General features: G+C 70.2%; 23 protein-coding genes. 17 read left to right on the plus strand and 6 right to left on the minus strand.

The genetic code is table 11. The features are described from left to right. Positions 1-8: 8 nt before the first annotated feature. The 12 genes from AC07DS_RS38350 (at position 9) to AC07DS_RS38405 (ending at position 11,903) form a co-directional block, all read left to right on the plus strand. Positions 9-1,883: a 1-deoxy-D-xylulose-5-phosphate synthase gene (locus tag AC07DS_RS38350; RefSeq protein ID WP_479153109.1), complete on the plus strand. Its 1,875-nt coding sequence runs from the start codon at positions 9-11 to the stop codon at positions 1,881-1,883. 39 nt (positions 1,884-1,922) lie between these two features. Further along, positions 1,923-3,050, plus strand: coding sequence for a flavodoxin-dependent (E)-4-hydroxy-3-methylbut-2-enyl-diphosphate synthase (gene ispG / locus AC07DS_RS38355; RefSeq protein WP_479153111.1), 1,128 nt, complete (start codon positions 1,923-1,925; stop codon positions 3,048-3,050). A 461-nt stretch (positions 3,051-3,511) separates the two neighbouring features. After that, a complete protein-coding gene (locus AC07DS_RS38360) occupies positions 3,512-3,952 on the plus strand; it encodes a hypothetical protein (RefSeq protein WP_479153113.1) in 441 nt (146 codons plus the stop codon). A 210-nt stretch (positions 3,953-4,162) separates the two neighbouring features. After that, the gene (gene atpB / locus AC07DS_RS38365; protein WP_145883647.1) at positions 4,163-4,993 is read left to right on the plus strand and encodes a F0F1 ATP synthase subunit A; all 831 of its coding nucleotides are present in this window, start codon (positions 4,163-4,165) and stop codon (positions 4,991-4,993) included. 80 nt (positions 4,994-5,073) lie between these two features. Then, on the plus strand, positions 5,074-5,316 hold the full coding sequence (gene atpE, locus AC07DS_RS38370; protein ID WP_094216096.1) for an ATP synthase F0 subunit C: 243 nt from the start codon (positions 5,074-5,076) through the stop codon (positions 5,314-5,316). 41 nt (positions 5,317-5,357) lie between these two features. After that, positions 5,358-5,903, plus strand: a complete 546-nt coding sequence (locus AC07DS_RS38375; RefSeq protein WP_145883646.1) for a F0F1 ATP synthase subunit B — start codon at positions 5,358-5,360, stop codon at positions 5,901-5,903. Continuing rightward, the gene (locus AC07DS_RS38380; protein ID WP_479153116.1) at positions 5,900-6,715 is read left to right on the plus strand and encodes a F0F1 ATP synthase subunit delta; all 816 of its coding nucleotides are present in this window, start codon (positions 5,900-5,902) and stop codon (positions 6,713-6,715) included. Before AC07DS_RS38375 ends, AC07DS_RS38380 begins: the two co-directional genes overlap by 4 nt. Before the next feature lie 128 nt (positions 6,716-6,843). After that, positions 6,844-8,436 (plus strand): F0F1 ATP synthase subunit alpha, encoded by a 1,593-nt coding sequence (atpA, locus tag AC07DS_RS38385; protein ID WP_479153118.1) that lies wholly within the window; start codon positions 6,844-6,846, stop codon positions 8,434-8,436. A 21-nt stretch (positions 8,437-8,457) separates the two neighbouring features. Then, on the plus strand, positions 8,458-9,375 hold the full coding sequence (locus AC07DS_RS38390) for a F0F1 ATP synthase subunit gamma (RefSeq protein WP_479153120.1): 918 nt from the start codon (positions 8,458-8,460) through the stop codon (positions 9,373-9,375). Beyond that, a complete protein-coding gene (gene atpD, locus AC07DS_RS38395; protein WP_479153122.1) occupies positions 9,375-10,811 on the plus strand; it encodes a F0F1 ATP synthase subunit beta in 1,437 nt (478 codons plus the stop codon). Before AC07DS_RS38390 ends, atpD begins: the two co-directional genes overlap by 1 nt. Positions 10,812-10,940: 129 nt before the next feature. Continuing rightward, complete coding sequence (locus AC07DS_RS38400) at positions 10,941-11,318, plus strand: F0F1 ATP synthase subunit epsilon (RefSeq protein WP_094216090.1); 378 nt, start codon at positions 10,941-10,943, stop codon at positions 11,316-11,318. Between the two features lie 138 nt (positions 11,319-11,456). Next, positions 11,457-11,903: a DUF2550 domain-containing protein gene (locus AC07DS_RS38405; RefSeq protein ID WP_145883641.1), complete on the plus strand. Its 447-nt coding sequence runs from the start codon at positions 11,457-11,459 to the stop codon at positions 11,901-11,903. Between the two features lie 70 nt (positions 11,904-11,973). Here AC07DS_RS38405 and AC07DS_RS38410 read toward each other — a convergent pair whose 3' ends face one another. The 3 genes from AC07DS_RS38410 to AC07DS_RS38420 form a co-directional block, all read right to left on the minus strand. Then, entirely contained in the window at positions 11,974-13,794 is a 1,821-nt protein-coding gene (locus AC07DS_RS38410; protein WP_479153124.1) for a glycosyl hydrolase family 18 protein, read from the minus strand. A 126-nt stretch (positions 13,795-13,920) separates the two neighbouring features. After that, positions 13,921-14,571, minus strand: a complete 651-nt coding sequence (locus AC07DS_RS38415) for a response regulator (protein ID WP_479153126.1) — start codon at positions 14,569-14,571, stop codon at positions 13,921-13,923. Continuing rightward, a complete protein-coding gene (locus tag AC07DS_RS38420; RefSeq protein WP_479153129.1) occupies positions 14,568-15,740 on the minus strand; it encodes a sensor histidine kinase in 1,173 nt (390 codons plus the stop codon). The genes AC07DS_RS38415 and AC07DS_RS38420 overlap by 4 nt, the downstream gene beginning before the upstream one ends. Positions 15,741-15,891: 151 nt before the next feature. Here AC07DS_RS38420 and AC07DS_RS38425 point away from each other — a divergent pair, with 151 nt between their 5' ends. Then, complete coding sequence (locus AC07DS_RS38425; RefSeq protein WP_479153133.1) at positions 15,892-16,470, plus strand: hypothetical protein; 579 nt, start codon at positions 15,892-15,894, stop codon at positions 16,468-16,470. Positions 16,471-16,488: 18 nt separating this feature from the next. Here the strand turns inward: AC07DS_RS38425 and AC07DS_RS38430 are convergent, their stop codons facing one another. Genes AC07DS_RS38430 through AC07DS_RS38440 form a run of 3 tightly spaced genes read right to left on the minus strand, consistent with a single transcriptional unit; the run spans position 16,489 to position 18,649 of the window. Then, positions 16,489-17,061 carry a cob(I)yrinic acid a,c-diamide adenosyltransferase gene (locus AC07DS_RS38430; protein ID WP_479153135.1) on the minus strand — a complete coding sequence of 191 codons (573 nt, stop codon included), beginning with the start codon at positions 17,059-17,061 and terminating at the stop codon, positions 16,489-16,491. Between the two features lie 13 nt (positions 17,062-17,074). After that, on the minus strand, positions 17,075-17,824 hold the full coding sequence (locus tag AC07DS_RS38435; RefSeq protein WP_479153137.1) for an ABC transporter permease: 750 nt from the start codon (positions 17,822-17,824) through the stop codon (positions 17,075-17,077). Positions 17,825-17,860: 36 nt separating this feature from the next. Then, complete coding sequence (locus AC07DS_RS38440; protein ID WP_479153139.1) at positions 17,861-18,649, minus strand: ABC transporter ATP-binding protein; 789 nt, start codon at positions 18,647-18,649, stop codon at positions 17,861-17,863. Between the two features lie 79 nt (positions 18,650-18,728). Here AC07DS_RS38440 and AC07DS_RS38445 point away from each other — a divergent pair, with 79 nt between their 5' ends. From AC07DS_RS38445 to AC07DS_RS38460, 4 genes are all read left to right on the plus strand, one after another. After that, positions 18,729-19,370 (plus strand): TetR/AcrR family transcriptional regulator, encoded by a 642-nt coding sequence (locus AC07DS_RS38445; protein WP_479153141.1) that lies wholly within the window; start codon positions 18,729-18,731, stop codon positions 19,368-19,370. A 122-nt stretch (positions 19,371-19,492) separates the two neighbouring features. Continuing rightward, positions 19,493-20,341, plus strand: a complete 849-nt coding sequence (locus AC07DS_RS38450) for a 3-hydroxyacyl-CoA dehydrogenase family protein (RefSeq protein ID WP_479153143.1) — start codon at positions 19,493-19,495, stop codon at positions 20,339-20,341. Between the two features lie 164 nt (positions 20,342-20,505). Further along, entirely contained in the window at positions 20,506-20,829 is a 324-nt protein-coding gene (locus tag AC07DS_RS38455; protein ID WP_030656141.1) for an STAS domain-containing protein, read from the plus strand. Between the two features lie 288 nt (positions 20,830-21,117). Beyond that, complete coding sequence (locus AC07DS_RS38460) at positions 21,118-23,730, plus strand: ATP-binding protein (RefSeq protein WP_479153145.1); 2,613 nt, start codon at positions 21,118-21,120, stop codon at positions 23,728-23,730. The last annotated feature ends 7 nt before the right edge of the window (positions 23,731-23,737 follow it).

Here is a 23,737-nt window from a genome sequence, read left to right on the forward strand (position 1 = left end):
GGACCCCCATGACGACCAGTATCGAACGCCCCCTCGCCCCGCTGACCGAGCTGCGCGGCCCCGCGGACCTGCGCGACCTGACCACGGCACAGGTCGAGGAACTCGCGGCCCGGATCCGCGGCTTCCTCGTCGACAAGGTCGGCCGCACCGGAGGCCACCTCGGGCCCAACCTGGGCGTGGTGGAACTGACCCTCGCCCTGCACCGCGTCTTCGACTCGCCCCGGGACACGCTCCTGTGGGACACAGGCCACCAGACCTACGTGCACAAGATCCTCACCGGCCGCGCCGGCGCCTTCGACGCGCTGCGCCGGCCCGAGGGCCTGTCCGGATACCCCTCGCGCGAGGAGTCCGCGCACGACGTCATCGAGAACTCCCACGCCTCGACCGTCCTGTCGTACGCCGACGGCCTGGCCCGGGCGCACGCGCTGCGCGGGGTCACCGACCGCAGCGTCGTCGCCGTGATCGGCGACGGCGCCCTCACCGGCGGTATGGCCTGGGAGGCGCTGAACAACATCGCGGCGGCACCGCACCGCCCCGTCGTGATCGTGCTCAACGACAACGGCCGCAGCTACGCGCCGACCGTCGGCGGCATAGCCGAGCACCTCGCGGCCCGCCGGGCCGGCGACCGGGACCCCGGACTGCCCGGCCTGTTCGAGAACCTGGGGCTGGCCCAGCTGGGTCCCGTCGACGGCCATGACGTCGACGCCCTGGAGGAGGCGCTGCGGCGGGCCGTCGCGCTGGGCCGGCCGGTGGTCGTGCACTGCGTGACCCAGAAGGGACGCGGACACGCCCCGGCCGAGCAGAACGAGGCCGACCGCTGCCACGTGGTCCGCGCCAGGCCCGCCGCGGGCGCCGCCCCGGTGGCGCCCCGGCCGTCCTGGACCTCGGTGTTCGAGGCGGAGCTGGCCAACCTCGGCGAGCGCCGGAGCGACCTCGTCGCCCTCACCGCGGCCATGCTGGAGCCGGCCGGGCTCAGCACCTTCGCCCGGCGCTTCCCCGAGCGGACCTTCGACGTGGGCATCGCGGAGCAGCACGCCGTCACCGCGGCCGCCGGACTCGCGCTCGGCGGCGTGCACCCGGTCGTGGCCGTCTACGCCACCTTCCTCAACCGCGGCTTCGACCAACTGCTCATGGACGTCGCGCTGCACCGCGCGCCGGTCACCTTCGTCCTGGACCGGGCCGGGGCCACCGGCGACGACGGCCCGTCGCACAACGGCATGTGGGACCTGTCCCTGTTCCAGCTCGTGCCCGGGCTGCGGGTGGCCGCTCCGCGTGACGCCGAGACCCTGCGCCGTGCGCTGCGGGAGGCCGTTGCGGTCGACGACGCACCCACCGCGGTGCGCTTCCCCAAGGGTGCGGCGGCCGACCCCGTACCCGCCCTCGACACGGTCGCCGGCCTGGACGTGCTGCACCGCTCCGGTGCGGACCCCGACGTGCTGCTGGTGTCCGTCGGCCCGCTCGCCCCCGTCTGCCTGGCCGCCGCGGAGCTGCTGCGCGAGCGCGGTGTCGGCGTCACCGTGGTGGACCCGCGCTGGATCCAGCCGGTCGCACCCGCCCTGATCGACCTGGGGCTCGCGCACCGGGCGGTGGTCAGCGTCGAGGACAGCGGCCGGTCCGGCGGTGCCGGGGCCGCTCTGGCCCAGGCGCTCGCGGACGCCGGCGCCCGCCGCCCGGTCCAGGTCATGGGCCTGCCCCAGCGGTTCCTGGCCCAGGGCCGGCGCGAGGACATCCTGGCCCGCGCGGGTCTGACGGCCGAGGGGATCCTCCGCACGGCCCTGCGCGCGCTGGACGGCCCCGAGGACACCACCGGCCCCGCAGGTACCACGGGCACCAAACACACCACGGGCACCACTTCATATCAGGGGCACCACGGTGACCTGTGACACCAGCGTCACCACACCGACCAGGAGGGAACGACAAGAATGACGGTCCAGCTCGGTATGCCCGCCGTACCGCCGCAGACCCTGGGGGAGCGCCGCAGGACCCGCGCGCTGCACGTGGGCGCGGTGGGCGTCGGCGGAGACTTCCCCGTCTCGGTGCAGTCGATGACCACGACGGTCACGGCCGACGTGAACGCGACCCTCCAGCAGATCGCCGAGCTGGCGGCGGCGGGCTGCGACATCGTCCGGGTCGCGTGCCCGTCGCAGGACGACGCGGAGGCGCTGCCCGTCATCGCGGCCAAGTCGTCCCTGCCGGTCGTCGCCGACATCCACTTCCAGCCGAAGTACGTCTTCGCCGCCATCGACGCCGGCTGCGCCGGGATCCGGGTGAACCCGGGCAACATCAGGAAGTTCGACGACCAGGTGGCGGCCATCGCCCGCGCGGCCAAGGACCGGGGCACCCCGATCCGGATCGGGGTCAACGCCGGTTCGCTGGACGCCCGCCTGCTGGCCAAGCACGGCAGGGCGACCCCCGAGGCGCTGGTGGAGTCCGCGCTGTGGGAGGCGTCCCTCTTCGCGGAGCACGACTTCCACGATCTGAAGATCTCCGTGAAGCACAACGATCCGGTGGTGATGATCCGCGCCTACGAACTGCTGGCCGAGGCGTGCGACTACCCCCTGCACCTGGGTGTCACCGAGGCCGGCCCCGCCTTCCAGGGCACGGTGAAGTCGGCCGTGGCCTTCGGCGCCCTGCTCCGGCAGGGCATCGGGGACACGATCCGGGTGTCGCTGTCGGCGCCGCCGGTGGAGGAGGTCAAGGTCGGCATCCAGATCCTGCAGGCGCTGGAGCTGCGCCCGCGCAAGCTGGAGATCGTCTCCTGTCCGTCGTGCGGCCGGGCCCAGGTGGACGTCTACCGCCTGGCCGCGGAGGTGACCGCCGCCCTGGAGGGCATGGACGTCCCGCTGCGGGTCGCGGTGATGGGATGTGTGGTCAACGGACCGGGCGAGGCCCGGGAGGCGGACCTGGGTGTGGCCTCCGGCAACGGCAAGGGGCAGATCTTCGTCCGGGGCGAGGTCGTGCGGACCGTGCCCGAATCCAAGATCGCGGAGACCCTGATCGAGGAGGCTCTCAAGCTGGCCGCGTCAGCGGAGGAGGCCGGGACCGAGTAACTCGGCAAGGTAAGAATCTGACTAGAGCATTGCCAAGTCGTGGGGGAGCAAAGGGTCCCAATACCAGACAAGGCACCCCGGTTTTTGCACAGACGCGGGGGGGGGGGGGGGGGGGGGGGGGGGGGGGGGAGGCGGGGGGGGGGGGGGGGGAAGGAGAGGGGGGGGGGGGAGGGGGGAGGGGAGGGGGGGGGGGGGGGGGGGGGAGAAACAGGGCGCCCCCACCCCCCCCCCCCCCCCCCTTTTTCCCCCCCCCCCCCCCCCCCCCCCCCCCCCCCCCCCCCCCCCGCACACCTACCAGGTAAAGACCTCATCAAATAGTTTGTGATACGGTTCACGAGAACCCCGGATAGAGCCGAAGGACCGAAGTGCGTCGGTCCAATGGCGTGAGGTCTCGATCACTCAGCCCGGGACTACGCTCGTCCATGACGACACCTGCCCCCTGTGAAAGCGGAGTTGCCGCCATGCCGTCCAATGACGCCCGGATCCTGGCCCAGGCCGCCGTACCCACGGCTGTCGTCGGCGCACTTTGCGTCGTCGTCGGCGCAGTGGTCGCGGGCGGCAAGGGAGCGATCGGGGCTGTCGTCGCGACGGCGGTCGTGTGCCTCTTCATGGGGTCCGGTCTCTACGTTCTGCAGCGCATCGCGAAGTCGCTTCCGCAGCTCTTCCAGGGCATGGGGCTGATGCTCTACACGGCCCAGTTGCTCCTGCTGGTCGTCTTCGTGGCCGTGTTCAAGGACACGAACCTGTTCAATCCCCGTGTCTTCGCCATCGTTCTCGTGGTCACCACTCTGGCGTGGATCGTCGCGCAGACCCGTGCCCACATGAAGGCCAAGATCCTCTACGTCGAACCTGATGCCTCGTCGACGGGCGACAAGCCCGAGCAGACAGGGCACTCACGGTGAGAGGTAGGGCCGGGATAAAGGCACGCAGGAGATGCTGCTATCGTCCGGTGCCAACTGCGGCATCGCGGGCGCGGGCATCTGAGCTGACGCCTGTTCAATCGCGAGGCGAGATGCCCCACAGCCGCCCCCACATCCGTAACACCAGTCCCGTGCCGAACCGCGGCCCCGCGTCGCGCCGACACAACGAGGTTGCCGTATCTATGCGCCACGATGAAGGAGCCCGCGGTGAGTGCTGACCCGACGCAGGTGCTCGCCTTCGAGTCCGACTGTCACATCTTCACCGGATGTGGATTCCCGGCTCCCGGCCTGCATTCCTTTGTCTTCAAGCCGCTCTTCACTGTCGGCGGGTTCGAGTTCAACAAGCCGATGCTGCTGGCCCTGCTGGGCACGGTCGCGATCGTCGCTTTCTTCTGGGCCGCGTTCGCCAGGCCCAAGCTCGTGCCGGGCAAGCTCCAGATGATCGGTGAGGCCGGGTACGACTTCGTCCGCCGCGGCATCGTCTACGAGACGCTGGGCAAGCGCGAGGGCGAGAAGTATGTACCGCTCATGGTGTCGCTGTTCTTCTTCATCTGGATCATGAACCTGTGGTCCGTGATCCCGCTGGCACAGTTCCCCGTGACCTCCATGATCGCCTTCCCGGCGGGTCTGGCGGCCATCGTCTACATCCTGTGGATGTTCCTGACGTTCAAGAAGCACGGGTTCCTCGGCGGTCTGAAGAACATCACCGGTTACGACAAGTCGCTCGGCGCCGTACTGCCGGTGATCGTGATCATCGACTTCTTCTCGAACGTCCTGATCCGCCCCTTCACGCACGCGGTCCGACTGTTCGCGAACATGTTCGCCGGCCACCTGCTGCTGCTGACCTTCACCATCGGCAGCTGGTACCTGCTGAACGGAGTCGGCATCATCTACGCTGGCGCCTCGTTCGTGATGACCGTGCTGCTCACGGCGTTCGAGCTCTTCATCCAGGCTGTTCAGGCGTACGTCTTCGTACTCCTCGCCTGCAACTACGTTCAGGGCGCTCTCGCCGAGCACCACTGAGCCTCCTCGCCCTCCCTGTCCAACCTGACTGTCCGGTGGCCAACCCCCACCGGTACGCGTAAAGAGAAGGAAGATCCGGCATGTCCGCTCTCCAGTTCCTTGCCGCCGACGGCGTTACCGGCAACCTCGGTTCGGTCGGCTACGGCCTCGCTGCGATCGGCCCCGGCATCGGCGTCGGCATCATCTTCGGTAACGGCACCCAGGCTCTCGCCCGCCAGCCCGAGGCTGCCGGTCTGATCCGCGCCAACCAGATCATGGGTTTCGCCTTCTGTGAGGCCCTGGCGCTGATCGGTATCGTCATGGGCTTCCTCTTCCGTAGCTGAAGCGCGCTTCGACGCAACTCCCTTAGACGGAAGGCACTGATGTGAACGCCCTGGTAACGCTGGCGGCGACAGAGGAGCAGAATCCTCTGATCCCCGAGATCCCAGAGCTTGTCATCGGCCTGATTGCTTTCGCCATCGTCTTCATCTTCCTCGCCAAGAAGCTCCTCCCGACCATCAACAAGGTTCTGGAAGAGCGTCGCGAGGCCATCGAGGGCGGTATTGAGAAGGCCGAGGCCGCGCAGACCGAGGCCCAGAGCGTCCTCGAGCAGTACAAGGCCCAGCTCGCCGAGGCCCGGCACGAGGCCGCCCGCCTGCGCCAGGAGGCGCAGGAGCAGGGTGCCGCCCTCATCGCCGAGATGCGGGCCGAGGGCCAGCGGCAGCGCGAGGAGATCGTCGCCGCCGGTCACGCCCAGATCGAGGCAGACCGCAAGGCCGCCGCGGGCGCCCTGCGTCAGGACGTCGGCAAGCTCGCCACCGATCTGGCCGGCAAGCTCGTCGGTGAGTCCCTCGAGGACCACGCCCGGCAGAGCCGTGTGATCGACCGCTTCCTCGACGAGCTCGAGGAGAAGGCCGAGGCCACGCGATGAACGGAGCGAGCCGCGAGGCCCTGGCAGCCGCACGTGAGCGTCTCGACGCGCTGACGGACTCCACGTCCGTGGACGCCGTCCAGCTCGCGGACGAGCTGGCGGCCGTCACCGCGCTGCTCGACCGCGAGCCCAGCCTGCGTCGGGTCTTCACCGACCCGGCGCAGCCCGGTGAGGCCAAGGCCGAGCTGGTCCGGCGCCTGATCGGCGGCCAGGTCGGCGAGACCACGGTCGACGTCGTGTCCGGCATGGTTCGTTCCCGCTGGTCGCAGTCGCGTGACCTGGTGGACTCGCTGGAGGAGCTGGCGAACATCGCCGACCTCACGGCGGCGGAGAAGGCCAACACGCTCGACGACGTCGAGGACGAGCTGTTCCGGTTCGGCCGGATCGTCACCTCGAACACCGAGCTGCGCGCAGCGCTCACCGACCGCTCCGCGAGCGCCTCGGCCAAGGTCGAGCTGCTGCACCGGCTCCTCGGCGGCCGGGCCAAGCCCGCCACCGAGCGTCTGGTGACGCGCCTCGTGACCGCGCCGCGTGGACGTAGCCTGGAGTCGGGACTGGAGTCCCTGTCCAAGCTCGCCGCCGAGCGCCGGGACCGCATGGTCGCCGTCGTCACCTCGGCGGTGCCGCTGAGCGACGGCCAGAAGCAGCGCCTCGGCGCCGCCCTGACCAAGCTCTACGGCCGCCGGATGCACCTCAACCTGGACGTCGACCCCGAGGTCGTTGGCGGGATCAGGGTGCAGGTCGGTGACGAGGTCATCAACGGTTCCCTCGCGGACCGGCTGGAGGACGCGGCCCGCCGCATGGCGAGCTAGCAGCACCCGGCATTCGAGAAAAGCAGTACGTACTTACGGCCCTGGTTGGGCCGTGAAGAGGATTCCTGGGGGTCGCCCCCAGACCCCCACCGAAACTTCGGGCCCAACAAGGAGAGCAGGGAACCCAGATGGCGGAGCTCACGATCCGGCCGGAGGAGATCCGGGATGCGCTGGAGAACTTTGTCCAGTCGTACAAGCCGGACGCGGCCTCGCGCGAGGAGGTCGGTACGGTCACCCTTGCCGGCGACGGCATCGCGAAGGTCGAGGGCCTGCCCTCGGCCATGGCCAACGAACTGCTGAAGTTCGAGGACGGCACCCTCGGCCTCGCCCTCAACCTCGAGGAGCGCGAGATCGGTGCCATCGTCCTCGGTGAGTTCAGTGGCATCGAGGAGGGTCAGCCGGTCACGCGTACCGGTGAGGTCCTCTCCGTCGCGGTCGGCGAGGGCTACCTCGGCCGTGTCGTCGACCCGCTCGGCAACCCGATCGACGGCCTCGGCGAGATCGAGACGTCCGGCCGCCGCGCCCTCGAGCTGCAGGCCCCCACGGTCATGCAGCGCAAGTCGGTGCACGAGCCGATGGAGACGGGCTACAAGGCCGTCGACGCGATGACCCCGATCGGCCGTGGTCAGCGTCAGCTGATCATCGGTGACCGCCAGACCGGCAAGACCGCCCTGGCCGTCGACACGATCATCAACCAGCGCGACAACTGGCGCTCGGGCGACCCGAAGAAGCAGGTCCGCTGCATCTACGTCGCCATCGGCCAGAAGGGCTCCACCATCGCCGGCGTGCGCCGCGCGCTGGAGGAGAACGGCGCCCTGGAGTACACGACCATCGTCGCGGCCCCGGCGTCCGACCCGGCCGGCTTCAAGTATCTGGCGCCGTACACCGGTTCGGCCATCGGTCAGCAGTGGATGTACGAGGGCAAGCACGTCCTCATCATCTTCGACGACCTCTCGAAGCAGGCCGACGCCTACCGCGCCGTGTCCCTGCTGCTGCGCCGCCCGCCGGGCCGTGAGGCCTACCCGGGTGACGTCTTCTACCTGCACTCCCGTCTGCTGGAGCGCTGCGCCAAGCTCTCCGACGACATGGGTGCCGGCTCGATGACCGGTCTGCCGATCGTCGAGACCAAGGCCAACGACGTCTCGGCGTTCATCCCGACCAACGTCATCTCCATCACCGACGGCCAGTGCTTCCTGGAGTCGGACCTGTTCAACGCCGGTCAGCGTCCCGCGCTGAACGTCGGTATCTCCGTCTCCCGAGTCGGTGGTTCCGCACAGCACAAGGCGATGCGCCAGGTCTCCGGCCGTCTGCGCGTGGACCTCGCCCAGTTCCGTGAGCTGGAGGCGTTCGCCGCCTTCGGTTCCGACCTGGACGCCGCGTCGAAGCAGCAGCTGGAGCGCGGTCAGCGCATGGTCGAGCTGCTGAAGCAGGACCAGTACCAGCCGATGGCCACCGAGAACCAGGTCGTCTCCGTCTGGGCCGGCACCAACGGCCGTATGGACGACGTTCCGGTCGTCGACATCCGCCGCTTCGAGAAGGAGCTGCTGGACTACCTGCACCGCAAGGAGTCTGGTCTGCTCACCTCGATCCGCGAGGGCGCCAAGATGTCGAACGACACCATCCAGGCGATCGACGACGCCGTCGCGGAGTTCAAGAAGCAGTTCGAGACCTCGGACGGCAAGCTGCTCGGCGAGGACGTTCCTGCCGCTGCCGCCAAGTGACGTAAGGAAGGGACCTGACTCATGGGAGCCCAGCTCCGGGTCTACAAGCGTCGCATCCGATCCGTCAGCGCGACCAAGAAGATCACGAAGGCGATGGAGATGATCGCCGCCTCGCGCGTCGTCAAGGCGCAGCGCAAGGTGGTGGCCTCCACGCCCTACGCGACCGAGCTGACGCGTGCGGTCACGGCGGTCGGTACGGGTTCGAACACCAAGCACCCGCTCACCACGGAGGCGGAGAACCCGACCCGTGCCGCGGTCCTGCTCCTCACGAGCGACCGCGGTCTGGCCGGCGCCTTCAACTCCAACGCCATCAAGGCGGCGGAGCAGCTGACCGCGCGCCTGGAGCGCGAGGGCAAGCAGGTGGACACGTACATCGTCGGCCGCCGTGGTGTCGCCCACTACAACTTCCGTGAGCGCAAGGTCTCGGAGTCGTGGACGGGCTTCACCGACGAGCCGTCGTACGCAGACGCCAAGAAGGTGGCGGAGCCTCTGATCGAGGCCATCGAGAAGGACACGGCCGAGGGCGGCGTGGACGAACTCCACATCGTCTACACCGAGTTCGTCTCGATGATGACGCAGACCGCGCTCGACGCCCGGCTGCTGCCGCTGCGTCTCGAAGAAGTCGCGGAAGAGGCCGTCCCCACGGGCGAGATCCTCCCGCTGTACGACTTCGAACCCTCGGCGGAGGACGTCCTCGACGCCCTGCTGCCGCGCTACGTGGAAAGCCGTATCTACAACGCGCTGCTCCAGTCGGCCGCTTCGAAGCACGCCGCCACGCGGCGCGCGATGAAGTCGGCCACCGACAACGCGGGCGAGCTGATCAACACGCTCTCCCGTCTTGCCAACGCGGCCCGCCAGGCCGAAATCACCCAGGAAATCAGCGAGATCGTCGGTGGCGCGAGCGCCCTGGCCGACGCGACCGCGGGGAGTGACCGATAATGACCACCACTGTTGAGACCGCGGCGGCTACGGGCCGCGTCGCCCGGGTCATCGGCCCGGTCGTCGACGTGGAGTTCCCCGTCGACGCGATGCCGGAGATCTACAACGCCCTTCACGTCGAGGTGGCCGACCCGGCCAACGCCGGCGAGAAGAAGACGCTGACCCTCGAGGTCGCCCAGCACCTGGGCGACGGCCTGGTCCGCACCATCTCCATGCAGCCCACCGACGGTCTGGTCCGCCAGGCCGTGGTCACCGACACCGGCAACTCCATCACGGTGCCCGTCGGTGACTTCACCAAGGGCAAGGTGTTCAACACCCTCGGTGAGGTGCTGAACGTCGACGAGAAGTACGACGGCGAGCGCTGGGGCATCCACCGCAAGGCCCCGAACTTCGACGAGCTCGAGTCGAAGACCGAGATGTTCGAGACCGGCGTCAAGGTCATCGACCTGCTGACCCCGTACGTCAAGGGCGGCAAGATCGGTCTGTTCGGTGGTGCCGGCGTCGGCAAGACGGTGCTCATCCAGGAGATGATCTACCGCGTCGCCAACAACCACGACGGTGTCTCCGTGTTCGCCGGTGTCGGTGAGCGCACCCGTGAGGGCAACGACCTCATCGAGGAGATGACCGACTCGGGCGTCATCGACAAGACCGCCCTGGTCTTCGGTCAGATGGACGAGCCCCCGGGCACCCGTCTGCGCGTCGCGCTGGCCGGCCTCACCATGGCCGAGTACTTCCGTGACGTCCAGAAGCAGGACGTGCTGTTCTTCATCGACAACATCTTCCGCTTCACGCAGGCCGGTTCCGAGGTGTCGACCCTGCTCGGCCGTATGCCCTCCGCGGTGGGCTACCAGCCGAACCTGGCCGACGAGATGGGCCTCCTCCAGGAGCGCATCACCTCGACCCGTGGTCACTCGATCACCTCGATGCAGGCGATCTACGTCCCCGCGGACGACCTGACCGACCCGGCCCCGGCCACCACCTTCGCCCACCTCGACGCGACGACGGTTCTGTCCCGTCCGATCTCCGAGAAGGGCATCTACCCGGCCGTGGACCCGCTGGACTCCACGTCCCGGATCCTGGACCCGCGCTACATCGCTGCGGATCACTACAACGCGGCCATGCGCGTGAAGACGATCCTGCAGAAGTACAAGGACCTCCAGGACATCATCGCGATCCTCGGTATCGACGAGCTGGGCGAGGAGGACAAGCTCGTTGTCCACCGTGCCCGTCGTGTGGAGCGCTTCCTGTCCCAGAACACCCACGTCGCCAAGCAGTTCACCGGCGTGGACGGCTCGGACGTGCCGCTCGACGAGTCGATCGCCGCGTTCAACGCGATCTGCGACGGTGAGTACGACCACTTCCCCGAGCAGGCGTTCTTCATGTGCGGTGGCATTGAGGACCTCAAGGCCAACGCCAAGGAGCTGGGCGTCTCCTGAGCCTCGCGCTCATCTGAGAGGGGCGCGGACCCACCCTTCCCGGGGTGTGTCCAGCCCCTCTCTCCACGCCCATTAGAATTGACCCCAACACCCGGCACTACCGCCGGGTGGTGACCCGAGGAGCCACCCATGGCTGCTGAGCTGCACGTCGAGCTGGTCGCCGCCGACCGCCAGGTCTGGTCCGGCGAGGCCACCCTGGTCGTCGCGCGCACCACGTCCGGCGACATCGGCGTCATGCCCGGTCACCAGCCGCTGCTCGGTGTGCTGGAGTCGGGCCCGGTGACCATCCGTACGAGTGATGGTGGAACGGTCGTCGCCGCGGTGCACGGCGGTTTCATCTCGTTCGCGGACAACAAGCTTTCGCTGCTGGCGGAGATCGCCGAGCTGTCGGACGAGATCGATGTCCAGCGCACGGAGCGCGAGCTCGAGCGCGCGAAGGCGGAGGACGACGCCGAAGCCGAGCGTCGTGCGGATGTCCGCCTGCGGGCGGCGACCGCGGCGCGCTGATCCAGCGCGCAGTATGACGTCACTCAGCCGCGGCCGGCCCGGAGCAATCCGGTGCCGGTCGCGGCTGAGGCAGATGTGGGTGTTTTTTCCTTTTCATTACTCAGTTTCATCGCCTAGGAGACGAGGAGGTCGGTGCCGATGGTCCTCGCTCTGACTGTGTGCGGGATCGTGATCGCGCTCGTGGTGGTGGGACTGTTCCTGTTCGGACTGCGCCGCAGACTGATCCAGCGCTCCGGCGGTACCTTCGACTGCTCGCTGCGCTGGGACGTGCCCGAGAAACCGGACACCAACGGCAAGGGCTGGAGCTACGGCGTCGCCCGCTACAACGGCGACCGCATCGAGTGGTACCGCGTCTTCTCCTACGCCCCCCGCCCGCGCCGGACTCTGGAGCGCGCCGCCATCGAGGTGGCCGGCCGCCGGCTGCCCGAGGGCGAGGAGGAGCTGGCGCTGCTCTCCGACGCGGTGGTCCTCGCCTGTACCCATCGGGGCACGCGCCTCGAACTCGCGATGAGCGAAGACGCGCTGACCGGTTTTCTCGCGTGGCTGGAGGCAGCCCCGCCCGGTCAGCGGGTGAATGTGGCGTAGCCACATTCACCCGCTGGGTGGGGGTCCCCCCGGACGAAGTCTGGGGGAGCGTCAATGTTGCTTGAGGGTCTTACAGGTTGTTGCTGATGGCGCTCACCAGCTCGCCGTTGCTGGTGTCACCGCTGAACTCCCAGAAGAACGCGCCGCCTAGGCCCTGGTTCTTGGCCCACGCCATCTTCGTGGCGATGGTGGCGGGGGTGTCGTACGACCACCAGTTGCTGCCGCAGTGCGCGTACGCCGTACCCGCGACCGTGCCGGTCGCCGGGCAGGACGTCTTCAGCACCTTGTAGTCCTCGATGCCCTGCTCGTAGGTGCCGGCCGCCGGGCCCGTGGCCGTGCCGCCCGGGGCGTCCTGCGTCACACCGGTCCAGCCGCGGCCGTAGAAGCCGATGCCGATGAGCAGCTTGCTAGCGGGGACACCGATCGCCTTGTACTTGGCCATCGCGTCGGCGGTGGTGAAGCCCGCCTTCGGGATGCCGCTGTACGAGGTGAGCGGGGAGTGCGGGGCCGTCGGACCCTGGGCGTCCCAGGCACCGAAGAAGTCGTACGTCATCACGTTGTACCAGTCGACGTACTGAGCGGCGCCCGCGTAGTCGGCGGCCTCGATCTTGCCGCCGGAGGAGCCGTCGGCGGTGACGGCCGAGGTGACCAGGTTCTTCGAGCCGAACTTGGCGCGGAGCGCGGCCATCACGTTCTTGTAGGCCGCGGCCCCGCTGGTGTCGCAGCTCAGGCCGCAGGCGTTCGGGTACTCCCAGTCGATGTCGATGCCGTCGAAGACGTCGGCCCAGCGCGGGTCCTCGACCAGGTCGTAGCAGGACTGCGCGAACGCGGCCGGGTTCTTGGCGGCCTCGCCGAAGCCCCCGGACCAGGTCCAGCCGCCGAAGGACCACAGCACCTTGAGGTTCGGGTACTTCGCCTTCAGCTCGCGCAGCTGGTTGAAGTTGCCGCGCAGCGGCTGGTCCCAGGTGTCCGCGACGCCGCTGACCGACTGGTCGGCGGTGAACGCCTTGTCGTAGTCGGCGTAGGAGTCGCCGATCGCGCACTTGCCGCCGGTGACGTTGCCGAAGGCGTAGTTGATGTGCGTGATCTTCGACGCCGAGCCGGACGTCACCAGGTTCTTGACGTTGTAGTTGCGCCCGTAGATGCCCCACTCGGTGAAGTAGCCGAGCTTGACCTTGTTGCCGGTGGGCGGGGGAGTGGTGCCGCCGCCGGTGGTGTGCACGGCGACGGCGCCGCTGACCGGTCCGGTCTGGTCGGCGGTGTCGCGGGCCTGCACGGTGTAGGAGTAGTCGGTGCCGGCGGTGAGGCCGGTGTCCGTGTACGACGTGGTCGTCACGGTGCCGACGACCTTGCCGTCGCGCAGCACGTCGTAGTTCTTGACGCCCTTGTCGTCGGTGGCCGCGCTCCAGCCGAGCTTCACCGAGGTGTCGGTGACGGAGGACGCGGTCGGGGTGCCGGGCGCCGAGGGGGCCGCGTCACCGGGGACCGTGGTGCCGTCGCAGCTGTCGCCGTTGAGCCTGCAGTTGGACGGCGAGCCGGAACCGGCGCCGTTGAAGCCGAAGGAGACGGTGGCGCCGGGGGCCAGGGTGCCGTTGTACGACTTGTTCTTGGCGGTCCAGTGGGTGCCGGAGTTGGTGACGTCCGCGTCCCATGCGGAGGTGACCGACGTACCGGAGGGGAAGTCCCACTCGACGGTCCAGGAGCTGATGCTGCTGGTGCCGGTGTTCTTGATGGTCCACTGACCGCCGAAGCCGGTTCCCCAGTCGCTGGACTTGGTGTAGGTGGCGGTGGCGTTCGTCGCGGCCTGGGCGGGGCCCGCGAGGCCGACCAGACCGGCCAGGGGGAGCAACAGGGTCGCGAACCCTGCCGCGGCTCTGTGTCTGAAGCGCATGCTGCGCCTCCCTCTTGTGTCGGGGGTGTCAGGGGCATGACTGAGCCTTCACGCCCACGGTGCCGCGAGAATAGAAAGGTCTGGACCACAGGTCAATAGGTCTGGACCACTTGCCCGACGGGCCCGCTAGATCCCCAACTCCTGCGCCAGCACCGCCGCTTGGACCCGGCTGCGCAGCTCCAGCTTCGCCAGCAGGCGGCTGACGTGCGTCTTCACCGTGCCCTCCGCCATCTCCAGCCGTGCCGCGATCTCGGCGTTGGACAGCCCCTCGCCGATGCACGACAGCACCTCGCGCTCACGCCGCGTGAGGCTGTCCAGCACGGCCGGGTCGGCCGTCGGCTCGCGCACCGGCTTCGCCGCGAACTCGGCGATCAGCCGCCGGGTGACGGCCGGTGCGACGATCCCCTCCCCGCGCGCCACCGTCCGTACGGCCTCCAGCAGATCGCGTGCCTCGGTGTTCTTCAGCAGGAACCCGGCCGCCCCCGCCCGCAGTGCCCCGAACACGTACTCGTCGAGGTCGAAGGTGGTCAGCACCAGGACGTCCGCCGTCCCTTCCGCGACGATCTGCCGGGTCGCCGACACCCCGTCCAGCCGCGGCATCTGAACGTCCATCAGCACCACGTCCGGCCGCAGCTCCCGGGCCAGCTCGACCGCCCGCTGCCCGTCCGCCGCCTCCCCGGCCACCTCGATGTCGGGCGCGCTGCCGAGGATGAGGACCAGACCGGCGCGGACGGCGGACTGGTCCTCGGCCACGAGCACCCGGACGGCGCGGTTCATGCGGGGTCTCCTTCGGTGAGCGGAAGAGCGGCGCGTACGGCCCAGCGGCCGCCCTCGGGCCCGGCCTCGAAGCTGCCGCCGAGCAGCGCGGCCCGCTCCCGCATCCCGGTGAGACCGGCGCCGGAGCCGGGGGCGCGAGGGCTGTCGCCGGGCCGGTACGGGCTGGTCACCCGCACCTGAAGTGCGCCGTCCTCCTGCCGCAGGGCGACATGGACACGCCCCTTCGCCGCATGCTTCAGGGCGTTGGTCAGCGACTCCTGCACGATCCGGTAGGCGGCCAGCTCGACCGGCACGGGCACACTGTCGTGGCCGGCGTCGAGGGTCACCTCCAGACCGTTCGAGCGGGCTCCGTCGACCAGGGCACCGAGGCCGTCGAGCGTGGGCGACGCGGCGGGCTCCCGGTCGCCGGAGCCGTCCCGCAGGATCCCGATCAGCCGCCGCATCTCTGCCAGCCCCTCGACGCTGTTCTCCCGGATGACCGCCAGCGCGTCCATGGAGGTCTTCGGGTCGTCCAGGGAGAGCGCGGCCGTCGAGTGGATGGCGATCGCCGAAAGGTGGTTGGCCACCATGTCGTGCAACTCCCGGGCGAACCGGGCCCGTTCGGCGCCGACCGCCTGGGTGCGGTCCATCTCGGCCAGCAGCGCGGTCTGTTCGGCGCGCAGCCGGGCCGTCTCGGCCGCGTCGCGGTGGTTGCGGACCACCCAGCCCGTGGAGGCCGGCGCGAACGCGACCACGCCGACGCCCACACCGATCAACAGCGCCTGCGGGTCGCGCCAGAGGGCGGCGGGCACGACTCCGCCGAGGACCGTCAGCATCCCGGTGATCCAGGGAATCCGCCGGGCGGCGGCGGGGCTGCCGTACAGGACGGCCGCGTACATCAGGTCGGTGTACAGCACGACCGTGACGACGCTGCCGAGGGTCACCGTGTCCACTGTCAGCGCGACGGTGCCGGCCAACAGGCCGACGCGGGGCCGGATGCGCCGCAGCGGCTCACAGGCGGCGGTGATCGCGAGCGGCACCAGCGGAGCCCAGGGCGCCTGCCACAGCACGAGGTTGTCCGAGGCCACGCGCGGGTGGATCCCGAGCACCCACAGCAGCACCCCGCCGAGCAGACCGCCCACGGTGATGCGCAGGTCGTCGCGGTGCGGGCGGGGGAGTGCGAGGGGCATGACCCCATCCAACACGGCCCGCGGCCACCACGCGTGCGCCTGGGGAAGGGTCCCCGACTGCAACTTTCGATTACGGCGGGTTCGCCCGCGCCGACGATGCTGCGCGGTCCGGCCGACGGCAGCCTGGAAAGGTGAGCGAAGGGGGAGAGCCTTGATCGTCGGGTTGATCGTCGCCTGTGAGGTGGCCTTCTGGGTGCTGCTGGCCGCCGGGCTGGCCTTCCGCTACCTGTGGCGCATGCCCCGCACGGGCCTCGCGCTGCTGCTGTGCGAGCCGCTGCTGGAGGTCGTGCTGTTCGTGGTCACCGCGATCGACCTCAAGAACGGCGCGGAACCCGACTGGCGGCACGGCCTCGCCGCCGTCTACATCGGCTTCACCGTCGGCCTCGGCCATTCCACGGTCGGGTGGGCGGACGCCCGCGTCGCCCACCGCTTCGCCGGTGGCCCGCCGCCCGTGAAGCCCCCGAAGTACGGCACGGCCCGCGCCGTCCACGAGTGGAAGGTCGCGGGCCGCTGGATCCTGTCCGCGCTCGTCGCCCTCGCCCTGCTGCAGGGCGCGGCCTGGTACGTCGGCGACGACGGCGACACCGGCTCGTTGCGGGCGTGGCAGCTGAGGATGGTGTGGGTGATCGGGATCAACGTGGTGATCGCCGCGAGCTACACGCTGTTCCCCAGACTCCCCAGGACGACCGAGGTGACCGAGGCCGCCAACGCCTCCGAGCGGGAGCGCTGACGCCTCCGAGCAGGAGCGCTAACGCTCCCCGCCCGGCACCCACAGCACGTCCCCGGTCTCCTTGTTCGCGGTCCTGGCCAGGATGAACAGCAGATCGGAGAGCCGGTTCAGGTAGGTCGCGGTGAGCGGGTTCATGTGCTCGCCGTGCACCTCCAGGGCCGCCCAGGTGGAGCGCTCGGCTCGGCGGACCACCGTGCAGGCCTGGTGCAGCAGGGCCGCGCCGGGGGTGCCGCCGGGGAGGATGAAGGAGCGCAGCTTCTCCAGCCGCTCGTTGAAGCGGTCGCAGTCCGCCTCCAGCCGGTCGATGTAGAACTGCTCGACCCGCAGCGGCGGGAACTCCGGGTTCTCCACCACCGGCGTCGACAGGTCCGCGCCCACGTCGAACAGGTCGTTCTGGACGCGGGTGAGGACCTCGACGACCTCCTCCTCCAGGCCGCCCAGCGCGATCGCGGTGCCGATCACCGCGTTGGCCTCGTTGGCATCGGCGTACGCCGAGATCCTGAGGTCGGTCTTGGTGACCCGGCTCATGTCACCGAGGGCGGTGGTGCCCTGGTCGCCGGTCCTGGTGTAGATGCGCGTCAGATTGACCATATGGCCAGCGTAGTTACGCTCCGGCCGTCCGGAACACCCGTGTGCCCACTGTCACGGCGAGCCCCGTGAAGCCGACCGCGACGAGGACGCCGTACAGCATGTGCGCGCTCGTGTACTGGCCGACGTACGCGTCGCGCACCGCGTCCACCAGGTAGCGGAACGGGACGAAGTGCGAGAGCACGTCCAGCCAGGTGGGCGCGAGGGTCATCGGGAGCATCAGGCCGGACAGCAGCATCGACGGCATCGACAGCGCGTTGATCAGCGGACCGAACTCCTGCGGGGTGCGGACCCGCATGCCCAGCGCGTACGACAGCGAGGCCAGCGAGAGCGTGAGCAGGGCGACGAACCCGAAGCCGATGAGGATGCCCGGCAGGGGTGCGCGCAGGCCCATCACCACCGCGGCGAGCACCAGCAGCACCGCCTGGAAGACGAAGACCGTGGCGTCGCGCAGCACCCGGCCCAGGAGCAGGGCGAGCCGGCTGACCGGCGTCACCCGCATCCGCTCCACCACCCCCTGGGCGTTCTCCATGATGATCGTGAAACCCGCGAACAGTGCCCCGAACAGCCCGAGCTGGAGCAGCAGTCCGGGCACCAGCACCTGCCAGGAACTGCCCTTCCCGCCGAGCGGCAGGCCGGTGAGGAGCGGGCCGAAGAACAGGAGATAGAGGAGTGGGGTCAGCACGCCGAAGAGCAGCGCGAAGCGGGAGCGCAGGGACTGGCGGAGGTAACGGCCGTAGACGAGGCCGGTGTCGTGAAGAAGCATCTCTCTGATTCCGTGAGCGGTCCGATGTGAACGGTCCTATACGGCGACGGGGGCGGTGTCGGCAGACGGAGCGGGGCCGCGGCCGGTGATGGCGAGGAAGGTGTCCTGGAGGGTGGCGTCGATCGAGCCGCCGTGGGCGAGCTTGAGCGCGCTCGGCGTGCCGTCGGCCACTACGACGCCCCGGTCGACGACCACCAGGCGGTCGGCGAGGGCGTCGGCCTCGTCCAGGTAGTGGGTGGTCAGGAAGACCGTGGTGCCGTGCTCGTCGCGCAGCCGGCGGACCAGGTCCCACAGGTCGGCCCGGCTGCCCGGGTCCAGTCCGGTCGTCGGCTCGTCCAGGAACAGCACCTTCGGCCGGTGGGTGAGCGCCATCGCGATGTCGAGGCGCCGCCGCTGCCCGCCGGACAGGGCGCCCGTCTTCCGGTCGAGCAGTTCGGTGAGGCCCAGCTCCCGGGCGAGTTCCGCGGCGCGTCCGACGGCCTCGGCCTTCGGCAGGCGGTACATCCGGGCCTGGGTGACCAGCTCCTCCCGGACGGTGATCTGCGGGTCCACCCCGCCGGACTGGGCGACGTAGCCGGAGGCCCGGCGCACTCCGGCCGGGTCGGTCGCCAGGTCGCACCCGGCGACGGTGGCCGCGCCGCCGCTGGGTTTCAGCAGCGTGGTGAGCATGCGCAGAGTGGTCGTCTTGCCGGCGCCGTTGGGGCCGAGGAAGCCGAGGATCTCGCCCTCGCGGACGGTGAGGTCGACGCATCGCACGGCCTCCACCGGGCCGGATCTCGTCTGGAAGGTGCGGGCCAGTCCGGCCGCGCTGATGACTGCTGCCATGCCCTCAGAAAAACAGAGTCCCTGAAATTTTGCAATGACCCCAAGTTTTCAGTGGGCCCAGCAAAGTTAGGATGCGGACATGACCGAGGGGCTCAGGGAGCGGAAGAAGCGGCAGACCAGGCAGTACATCTCGGATGTCGCCACGGGGCTGTTCCTGGAGCGCGGCTTCGACGCCGTGACGGTCGCGGAGATCGCCGAGGCCGCGAACGTCTCCGTCAACACCGTCTACAACTACTTCCCGGCGAAGGAGGACCTCTTCTTCGACCGCTCCGCTGGCATGGTCGACCGGCTCGCCCGCTGGGTGCGGGGCCGCCCCGTGGGCGAGTCCGCGATCGGCGCGGTCCTGCGCGAGCTGCGCGAGGAGGTCGAGGCGGTCTCGCCCCGGGTCGGTCTGATCCCCGGGTACGCGAGCTTCATGCGGGTCATCGAGGAGGCCCCCGCGCTGCGCTCCCGGCTGTGGGCCATCGCCCAGGAGGTCCAGGCCAACCTGGAACAGGCGCTGCGCGAGGAGACCGGCGCCGCCGACGACGACGAACTGCCCACTCTGATGGCAGGTCAGATCGGCTGGGTGCACAGTACGGTCATGGCGGTCATCTCACGCGAGATGGTCAAGGGGGGCGAACCGCGCGAAGTGTCACGAGAGGTGCTCGTTCTCCTCGACGACATCGAGGACCTGTTGAGCGAAAAGGTCCTCAACTACGCCGTCCGTGGCTCGTCCTGACCCCTGCCGGTGTGATGTCCGTCAATTGAGACGTGACGCGCGTTACTTACCGGTCACACAGCGGCTCCGGAGCGCTATGGTCCGCCGAAGAGCCAGACGTCAACAGCGTTGAGGGAGTCGGAGTGGCACGGAAGCTCGCCGTCATCGGGGCCGGTCTCATGGGATCCGGCATCGCCCAGGTCGCCGCACAGGCGGGCTGGGACGTCGTTCTGCGCGACGTCACCGACGAGGCAATCAAGCGTGGCACCGACGGCATCAAGGCCTCGTACGACAAGTTCGTGGGCAAGGGCAAGCTGGCGGCGCACGACGCCGAGGCCGCCCTCGCCCGCATCACCGCCACCACCGACCTGGACGCCGCCGCCGACGCCGACATCGTCGTGGAGGCCGTCTTCGAGAAGCTGGAGGTCAAGCACGAGATCTTCCGCGCGCTCGACAAGATCGTGCGCCCGGAGACCGTGCTCGCCTCCAACACCTCCGCCATCCCGATCACCAAGATCGCGGCGGCCACCGAGCACCCCGAGCGGGTCGTCGGTGTGCACTTCTTCTCGCCGGTGCCGATGATGCAGCTCGTCGAGCTCGTCCGCGGCTACAAGACCAGCGACGAAACCCTCGCCGCCGCGCGGGAGTTCGCCGAGTCCGTCGGCAAGACCTGCATCGTCGTCAACCGCGATGTCGCCGGGTTCGTGACCACCCGGCTCATCTCCGCGCTCGTCGTCGAGGCGACCAAGCTCTACGAGTCCGGCGTCGCGACCGCCGAGGACATCGACCTCGCCTGCAAGCTGGGCTTCGGCCACGCCATGGGCCCGCTGGCCACCGCGGACCTGACCGGCGTCGACATCCTGCTGCACGCCACCAGCAACATCTACACCGAGTCCCAGGACGAGAAGTTCGCCGCGCCGGAGCTGATGCGCCGGATGGTGGACGCCGGTGACATCGGGCGCAAGAGCGGGCAGGGCTTCTACAAGTACTGATCCGTACAGGACCGGACGCACACCCCGGGAGCTTCACTCCCGGGGGTGAATTCGGTATCGGTTCGCTTACAAGCAGCAACCGCTCTGCCGTTCAGGCAGTCAGACGTTGCACAGCACCAGCACCGTCACGGAGTACGCCACACCGCACTCAACGGGGAGCGCATATGTACATCAGGGGCGACCACGCCGAGCTGGTCGTCGGGGGCCGCCTCGACGTCCGCAGCGCGGCGGACGCCCGTACGGCCCTGCACTCGGCCGTCGACACCGGAGTCGGCGACCTGGTGCTCGACCTGTCCGAACTGGACTCCTGGGACGCCACCGGACTCGGGGTGATCATGGGCGCCCACCGGCGGGCCGGCCGCTGCGGGCGCCGTCTGGTGCTGCGCGGTGTCCCGCCGCAGATGCAGCGCCTCCTGGTGGCCACCCGGCTGCACCGCATCCTCGCCATCGAGGGCGGCATCGGGGTGGAGTCGCTCCCCCGCGTATGACGCGTCCCGGGTGAACACCCCGATCGGGTGTGAACCGGGCGACAGGGGAGACCCGGACGCAGCTGCCGAAGCGTACGTCGAGGGCAATCCTCACCGGACCGTGATGCTTCGGACCGCGCGGCACCCCGCTCTGTCGTAGATACTGTGCGAAGGTTTAGGGTTCGGTCGCCCGCTGCCTCGCAACCCTCGATCGAGCGGGCCCGGACCAGACGCGACAGCGCGGTGTGCAGCAAGGCCGGGAGGGGCCGGTACGTCCGGGCACACGACGCTCTTGGGGGGCTTGAACCTATGGACCCGATCACTCCGGGACCCGGGGAGCACGGCCAGGCTCAGAGCCGCCGCCCGCCCCGGGAATCCCTCACCTCCGACTTCGGCCAGAGCACGCCCGCGGTCGCCCGCACGGTGCAGCTGGTCTCCGGCGACTTCCTGCTGACCGTCAATCCGGTCGACGGCAGCGAGATAGAACCCTGCCCGCCGCACCAGCGGCCGGGGTCCCCGCGCAAGCGGACCGCTGCCGAGCGCGCCGAGACCGAGCGCGCCGCCCGCCCGCCCGTGCCGGCGGGTCCGGCGCAGCCCACGCCCGCCCTCCTCGAGCGTCAGGACGACCGCGAGCGCCTGGTCCGCCTCCTCGCCCGCGGCCGGTCCGCGCGCCTCACCGGCCCCGCCGGCTCCGGCCGCACCGCGCTGCTCGACCTGGTCGCCGAGGACTGCCTGGACCTCGCCCCCGACGGCGTGGTCCACCTCACCGGCTTCCGCCGCACGGCCACCGACCTGCTGCACGACCTCTTCCACGCCGTCTACGACGCCCCCCTGTACCGGCCCGAACGGGGCCGGTTGCTCGAACTGGTCGCAGAGATCGGCGCGGTCGTGGTCGTGGACGACCTCGAACTCGGCGGCGCCGCCCTGGACGAACTGCTCGCCGCCACCCCCGAGTGCGCCTTCCTGCTCGCCGCCACCCCGGACGTCCCCGCGCCCGCCGCCGACTCCGACGTCGAGGAGGTCTTCCTCACCGGCCTGGACCGCGCGGCCGGCGTGGAGATCCTGGAGCGCGCCGTGGGCCGGGTCCTCACCGAGGACGAGGCCAACTGGGCCGGCGACCTGTGGTTCGAGTCCGAGGGGCTGCCGCTGCGGTTCGTCCAGGCCGGCGCCCTGCTCCGGCAGCGCGACCAACTGCGCGCCAGCACCGGCGCGGTGGACGAGTACGGCGTCTTCGAGGACGTACGCATTCCGGTCGAGGAACCCCTGGACGCGGCGGAGGCGGAGGACGTCCCGCTGCCGTCCCTCGGCGAGGCCGCCGCGCCCGCGCCGCTGCTCGCCTCCCGGCTCAGCGCCTCCGCCCGCGCCACCCTGCGCTTCGCCGTCGCCCTCGGCGGCGAGGTGCCGCACCAGGCACATCTGCCCGCGCTGGTCGGCGACACCCACGCGGACGCCGCGCTCGGTGAACTCGCGAGCTGCGCACTGGTCTCTCCGGTCGGCTCCCGCTACCGCCTCGCGGCCGGGGTGCCCGCCCAGCTCGAGGCCGCCGGGTACGCCGCCGACGCGGCTGCCCAGGCCCTGACCGCAGCCGAGCACTACGCCTGGTGGGCCGGGCACCCCTCGGTCACGCCCGGGCGGGTGTCCGCCGAGGCCGACGCGGTCCTCGCCGCGCTCGCGGTCGTGGTGCCGGACACCGTGCCACCGGTCGAGGGCGAGGAGAGTGTCGCGGTACGGCTCGCCCGCACGGCCGCGCCCGCCTTCGCCGCCGGGCTGCACTGGAGCGCCTGGGAACGGGCGCTGCGGTCCGGTGCCGAGGCCTCCCGGCTCTCCGCCGAGGTATCCGAACAGGCCTGGTTCCACCACGAGTTGGGCATCCTCGCGCTCTGCGGTGGACAGCTCGACCGGGCCCGCGCCGAGCTGGAGTCCTCGAGCGGCCTGCGCGCGGCACTCGCCGACAAGCGGGGCACCGTCGCCGGACGCCGGGCCCTTGCCCTGGTCGCCGACATCGCGGGCGATGTGCCCGGGCCGATGGCGGGCGAGGAGATACCGGACGCCCGCCACGAGGAGTCGGCGTCGCCTCCGGGCGGGCTGCCGGTGCCTTACCAGCCGATGTACGCCCCAGCCGACGACACCCTGGTCACCCACGAGCCCCCGTCCCTCAAGTCGATCGGCGGCTTCCGCCGTCTGGCCCGGCGCAACATGGTCGCGGCCGGCTCCGGCGCCCTGCTCGCCGCCGTCCTCGGCACGGTCGTCACGCTCGGCATGACGTCCCACGAGAGCGCGGACAAGAACCCGGCCGGACAGGTCGGCGTCAATCCGTCCGCGACCCAGGGACTGGACGACGGCGGCCTGGGCGCGGACCCGAAGAAGGACAGCGGCTCGACCGGCAGTACCAGTAAGCCCGCCGACACCCCGACGGACCCGGACACCGCCGGCACCTCGGACGACCCGTCGTCGCCCTCGGCCACGACCCGGCCCTCCGGCAGCGGCAAGCCGACCGGTGGCAAGACCTCGGGCACGCCGTCCAGGACGCCCAGGCCGTCGGGCTCGTCCAGCTCGCCGGGCGGCGGCTCGACCGGCGGGAGCACCGGTGGCTCCACGGGCGGCACGACCGGCGGCTCGACGGGTGGGACGACGGGTGGCTCCACGGGCGGCTCGACGGGCGGGAGCACCGGTGGCTCCACGGGCGGCACGACCGGGGGCAGCACCGGCGGCTCCACCGGTGGGACCACGGGCGGGACCACGGGAGGCACCACCGGCGGTTCGACCACGGGCGGCACGTCGGGCGGAAGCACCACCGGCGGTACGACCACGGGCGGCACCGACGCCGGCACGACCGGGAGCACGACGACCGGCTCGTCGTCCCCCACCTCGAGCGACTCGGCGAGCGCGCCGGTGGGCAGCGGTCAGGCCGTCGTGATGTGACGTCCCG

This window comes from Streptomyces sp. NPDC044064, from assembly GCF_056434245.1.

Excerpts from the sequence above, each read along its gene's own strand:
- atpA (WP_479153118.1), top strand. The coding sequence starts at position 6,844 with ATGGCGGAGCTCACGATCCGGCCGGAGGAGATCCGGGATGCGCTGGAG.
- atpE (WP_094216096.1), top strand. The coding sequence starts at position 5,074 with ATGTCCGCTCTCCAGTTCCTTGCCGCCGACGGCGTTACCGGCAACCTC.
- atpB (WP_145883647.1), top strand. The coding sequence starts at position 4,163 with ATGAAGGAGCCCGCGGTGAGTGCTGACCCGACGCAGGTGCTCGCCTTC.
- AC07DS_RS38435 (WP_479153137.1), bottom strand. The coding sequence starts at position 17,824 with ATGCTTCTTCACGACACCGGCCTCGTCTACGGCCGTTACCTCCGCCAG.
- AC07DS_RS38460 (WP_479153145.1), top strand. The coding sequence starts at position 21,118 with ATGGACCCGATCACTCCGGGACCCGGGGAGCACGGCCAGGCTCAGAGC.
- atpD (WP_479153122.1), top strand. The coding sequence starts at position 9,375 with ATGACCACCACTGTTGAGACCGCGGCGGCTACGGGCCGCGTCGCCCGG.
- AC07DS_RS38380 (WP_479153116.1), top strand. The coding sequence starts at position 5,900 with ATGAACGGAGCGAGCCGCGAGGCCCTGGCAGCCGCACGTGAGCGTCTC.
- AC07DS_RS38390 (WP_479153120.1), top strand. The coding sequence starts at position 8,458 with ATGGGAGCCCAGCTCCGGGTCTACAAGCGTCGCATCCGATCCGTCAGC.
- AC07DS_RS38440 (WP_479153139.1), bottom strand. The coding sequence starts at position 18,649 with ATGGCAGCAGTCATCAGCGCGGCCGGACTGGCCCGCACCTTCCAGACG.
- AC07DS_RS38445 (WP_479153141.1), top strand. The coding sequence starts at position 18,729 with ATGACCGAGGGGCTCAGGGAGCGGAAGAAGCGGCAGACCAGGCAGTAC.
- AC07DS_RS38420 (WP_479153129.1), bottom strand. The coding sequence starts at position 15,740 with ATGCCCCTCGCACTCCCCCGCCCGCACCGCGACGACCTGCGCATCACC.
- AC07DS_RS38430 (WP_479153135.1), bottom strand. The coding sequence starts at position 17,061 with ATGGTCAATCTGACGCGCATCTACACCAGGACCGGCGACCAGGGCACC.
- AC07DS_RS38360 (WP_479153113.1), top strand. The coding sequence starts at position 3,512 with ATGCCGTCCAATGACGCCCGGATCCTGGCCCAGGCCGCCGTACCCACG.
- AC07DS_RS38405 (WP_145883641.1), top strand. The coding sequence starts at position 11,457 with ATGGTCCTCGCTCTGACTGTGTGCGGGATCGTGATCGCGCTCGTGGTG.
- AC07DS_RS38350 (WP_479153109.1), top strand. The coding sequence starts at position 9 with ATGACGACCAGTATCGAACGCCCCCTCGCCCCGCTGACCGAGCTGCGC.
- AC07DS_RS38410 (WP_479153124.1), bottom strand. The coding sequence starts at position 13,794 with ATGCGCTTCAGACACAGAGCCGCGGCAGGGTTCGCGACCCTGTTGCTC.
- AC07DS_RS38455 (WP_030656141.1), top strand. The coding sequence starts at position 20,506 with ATGTACATCAGGGGCGACCACGCCGAGCTGGTCGTCGGGGGCCGCCTC.
- AC07DS_RS38415 (WP_479153126.1), bottom strand. The coding sequence starts at position 14,571 with ATGAACCGCGCCGTCCGGGTGCTCGTGGCCGAGGACCAGTCCGCCGTC.
- AC07DS_RS38400 (WP_094216090.1), top strand. The coding sequence starts at position 10,941 with ATGGCTGCTGAGCTGCACGTCGAGCTGGTCGCCGCCGACCGCCAGGTC.
- ispG (WP_479153111.1), top strand. The coding sequence starts at position 1,923 with ATGACGGTCCAGCTCGGTATGCCCGCCGTACCGCCGCAGACCCTGGGG.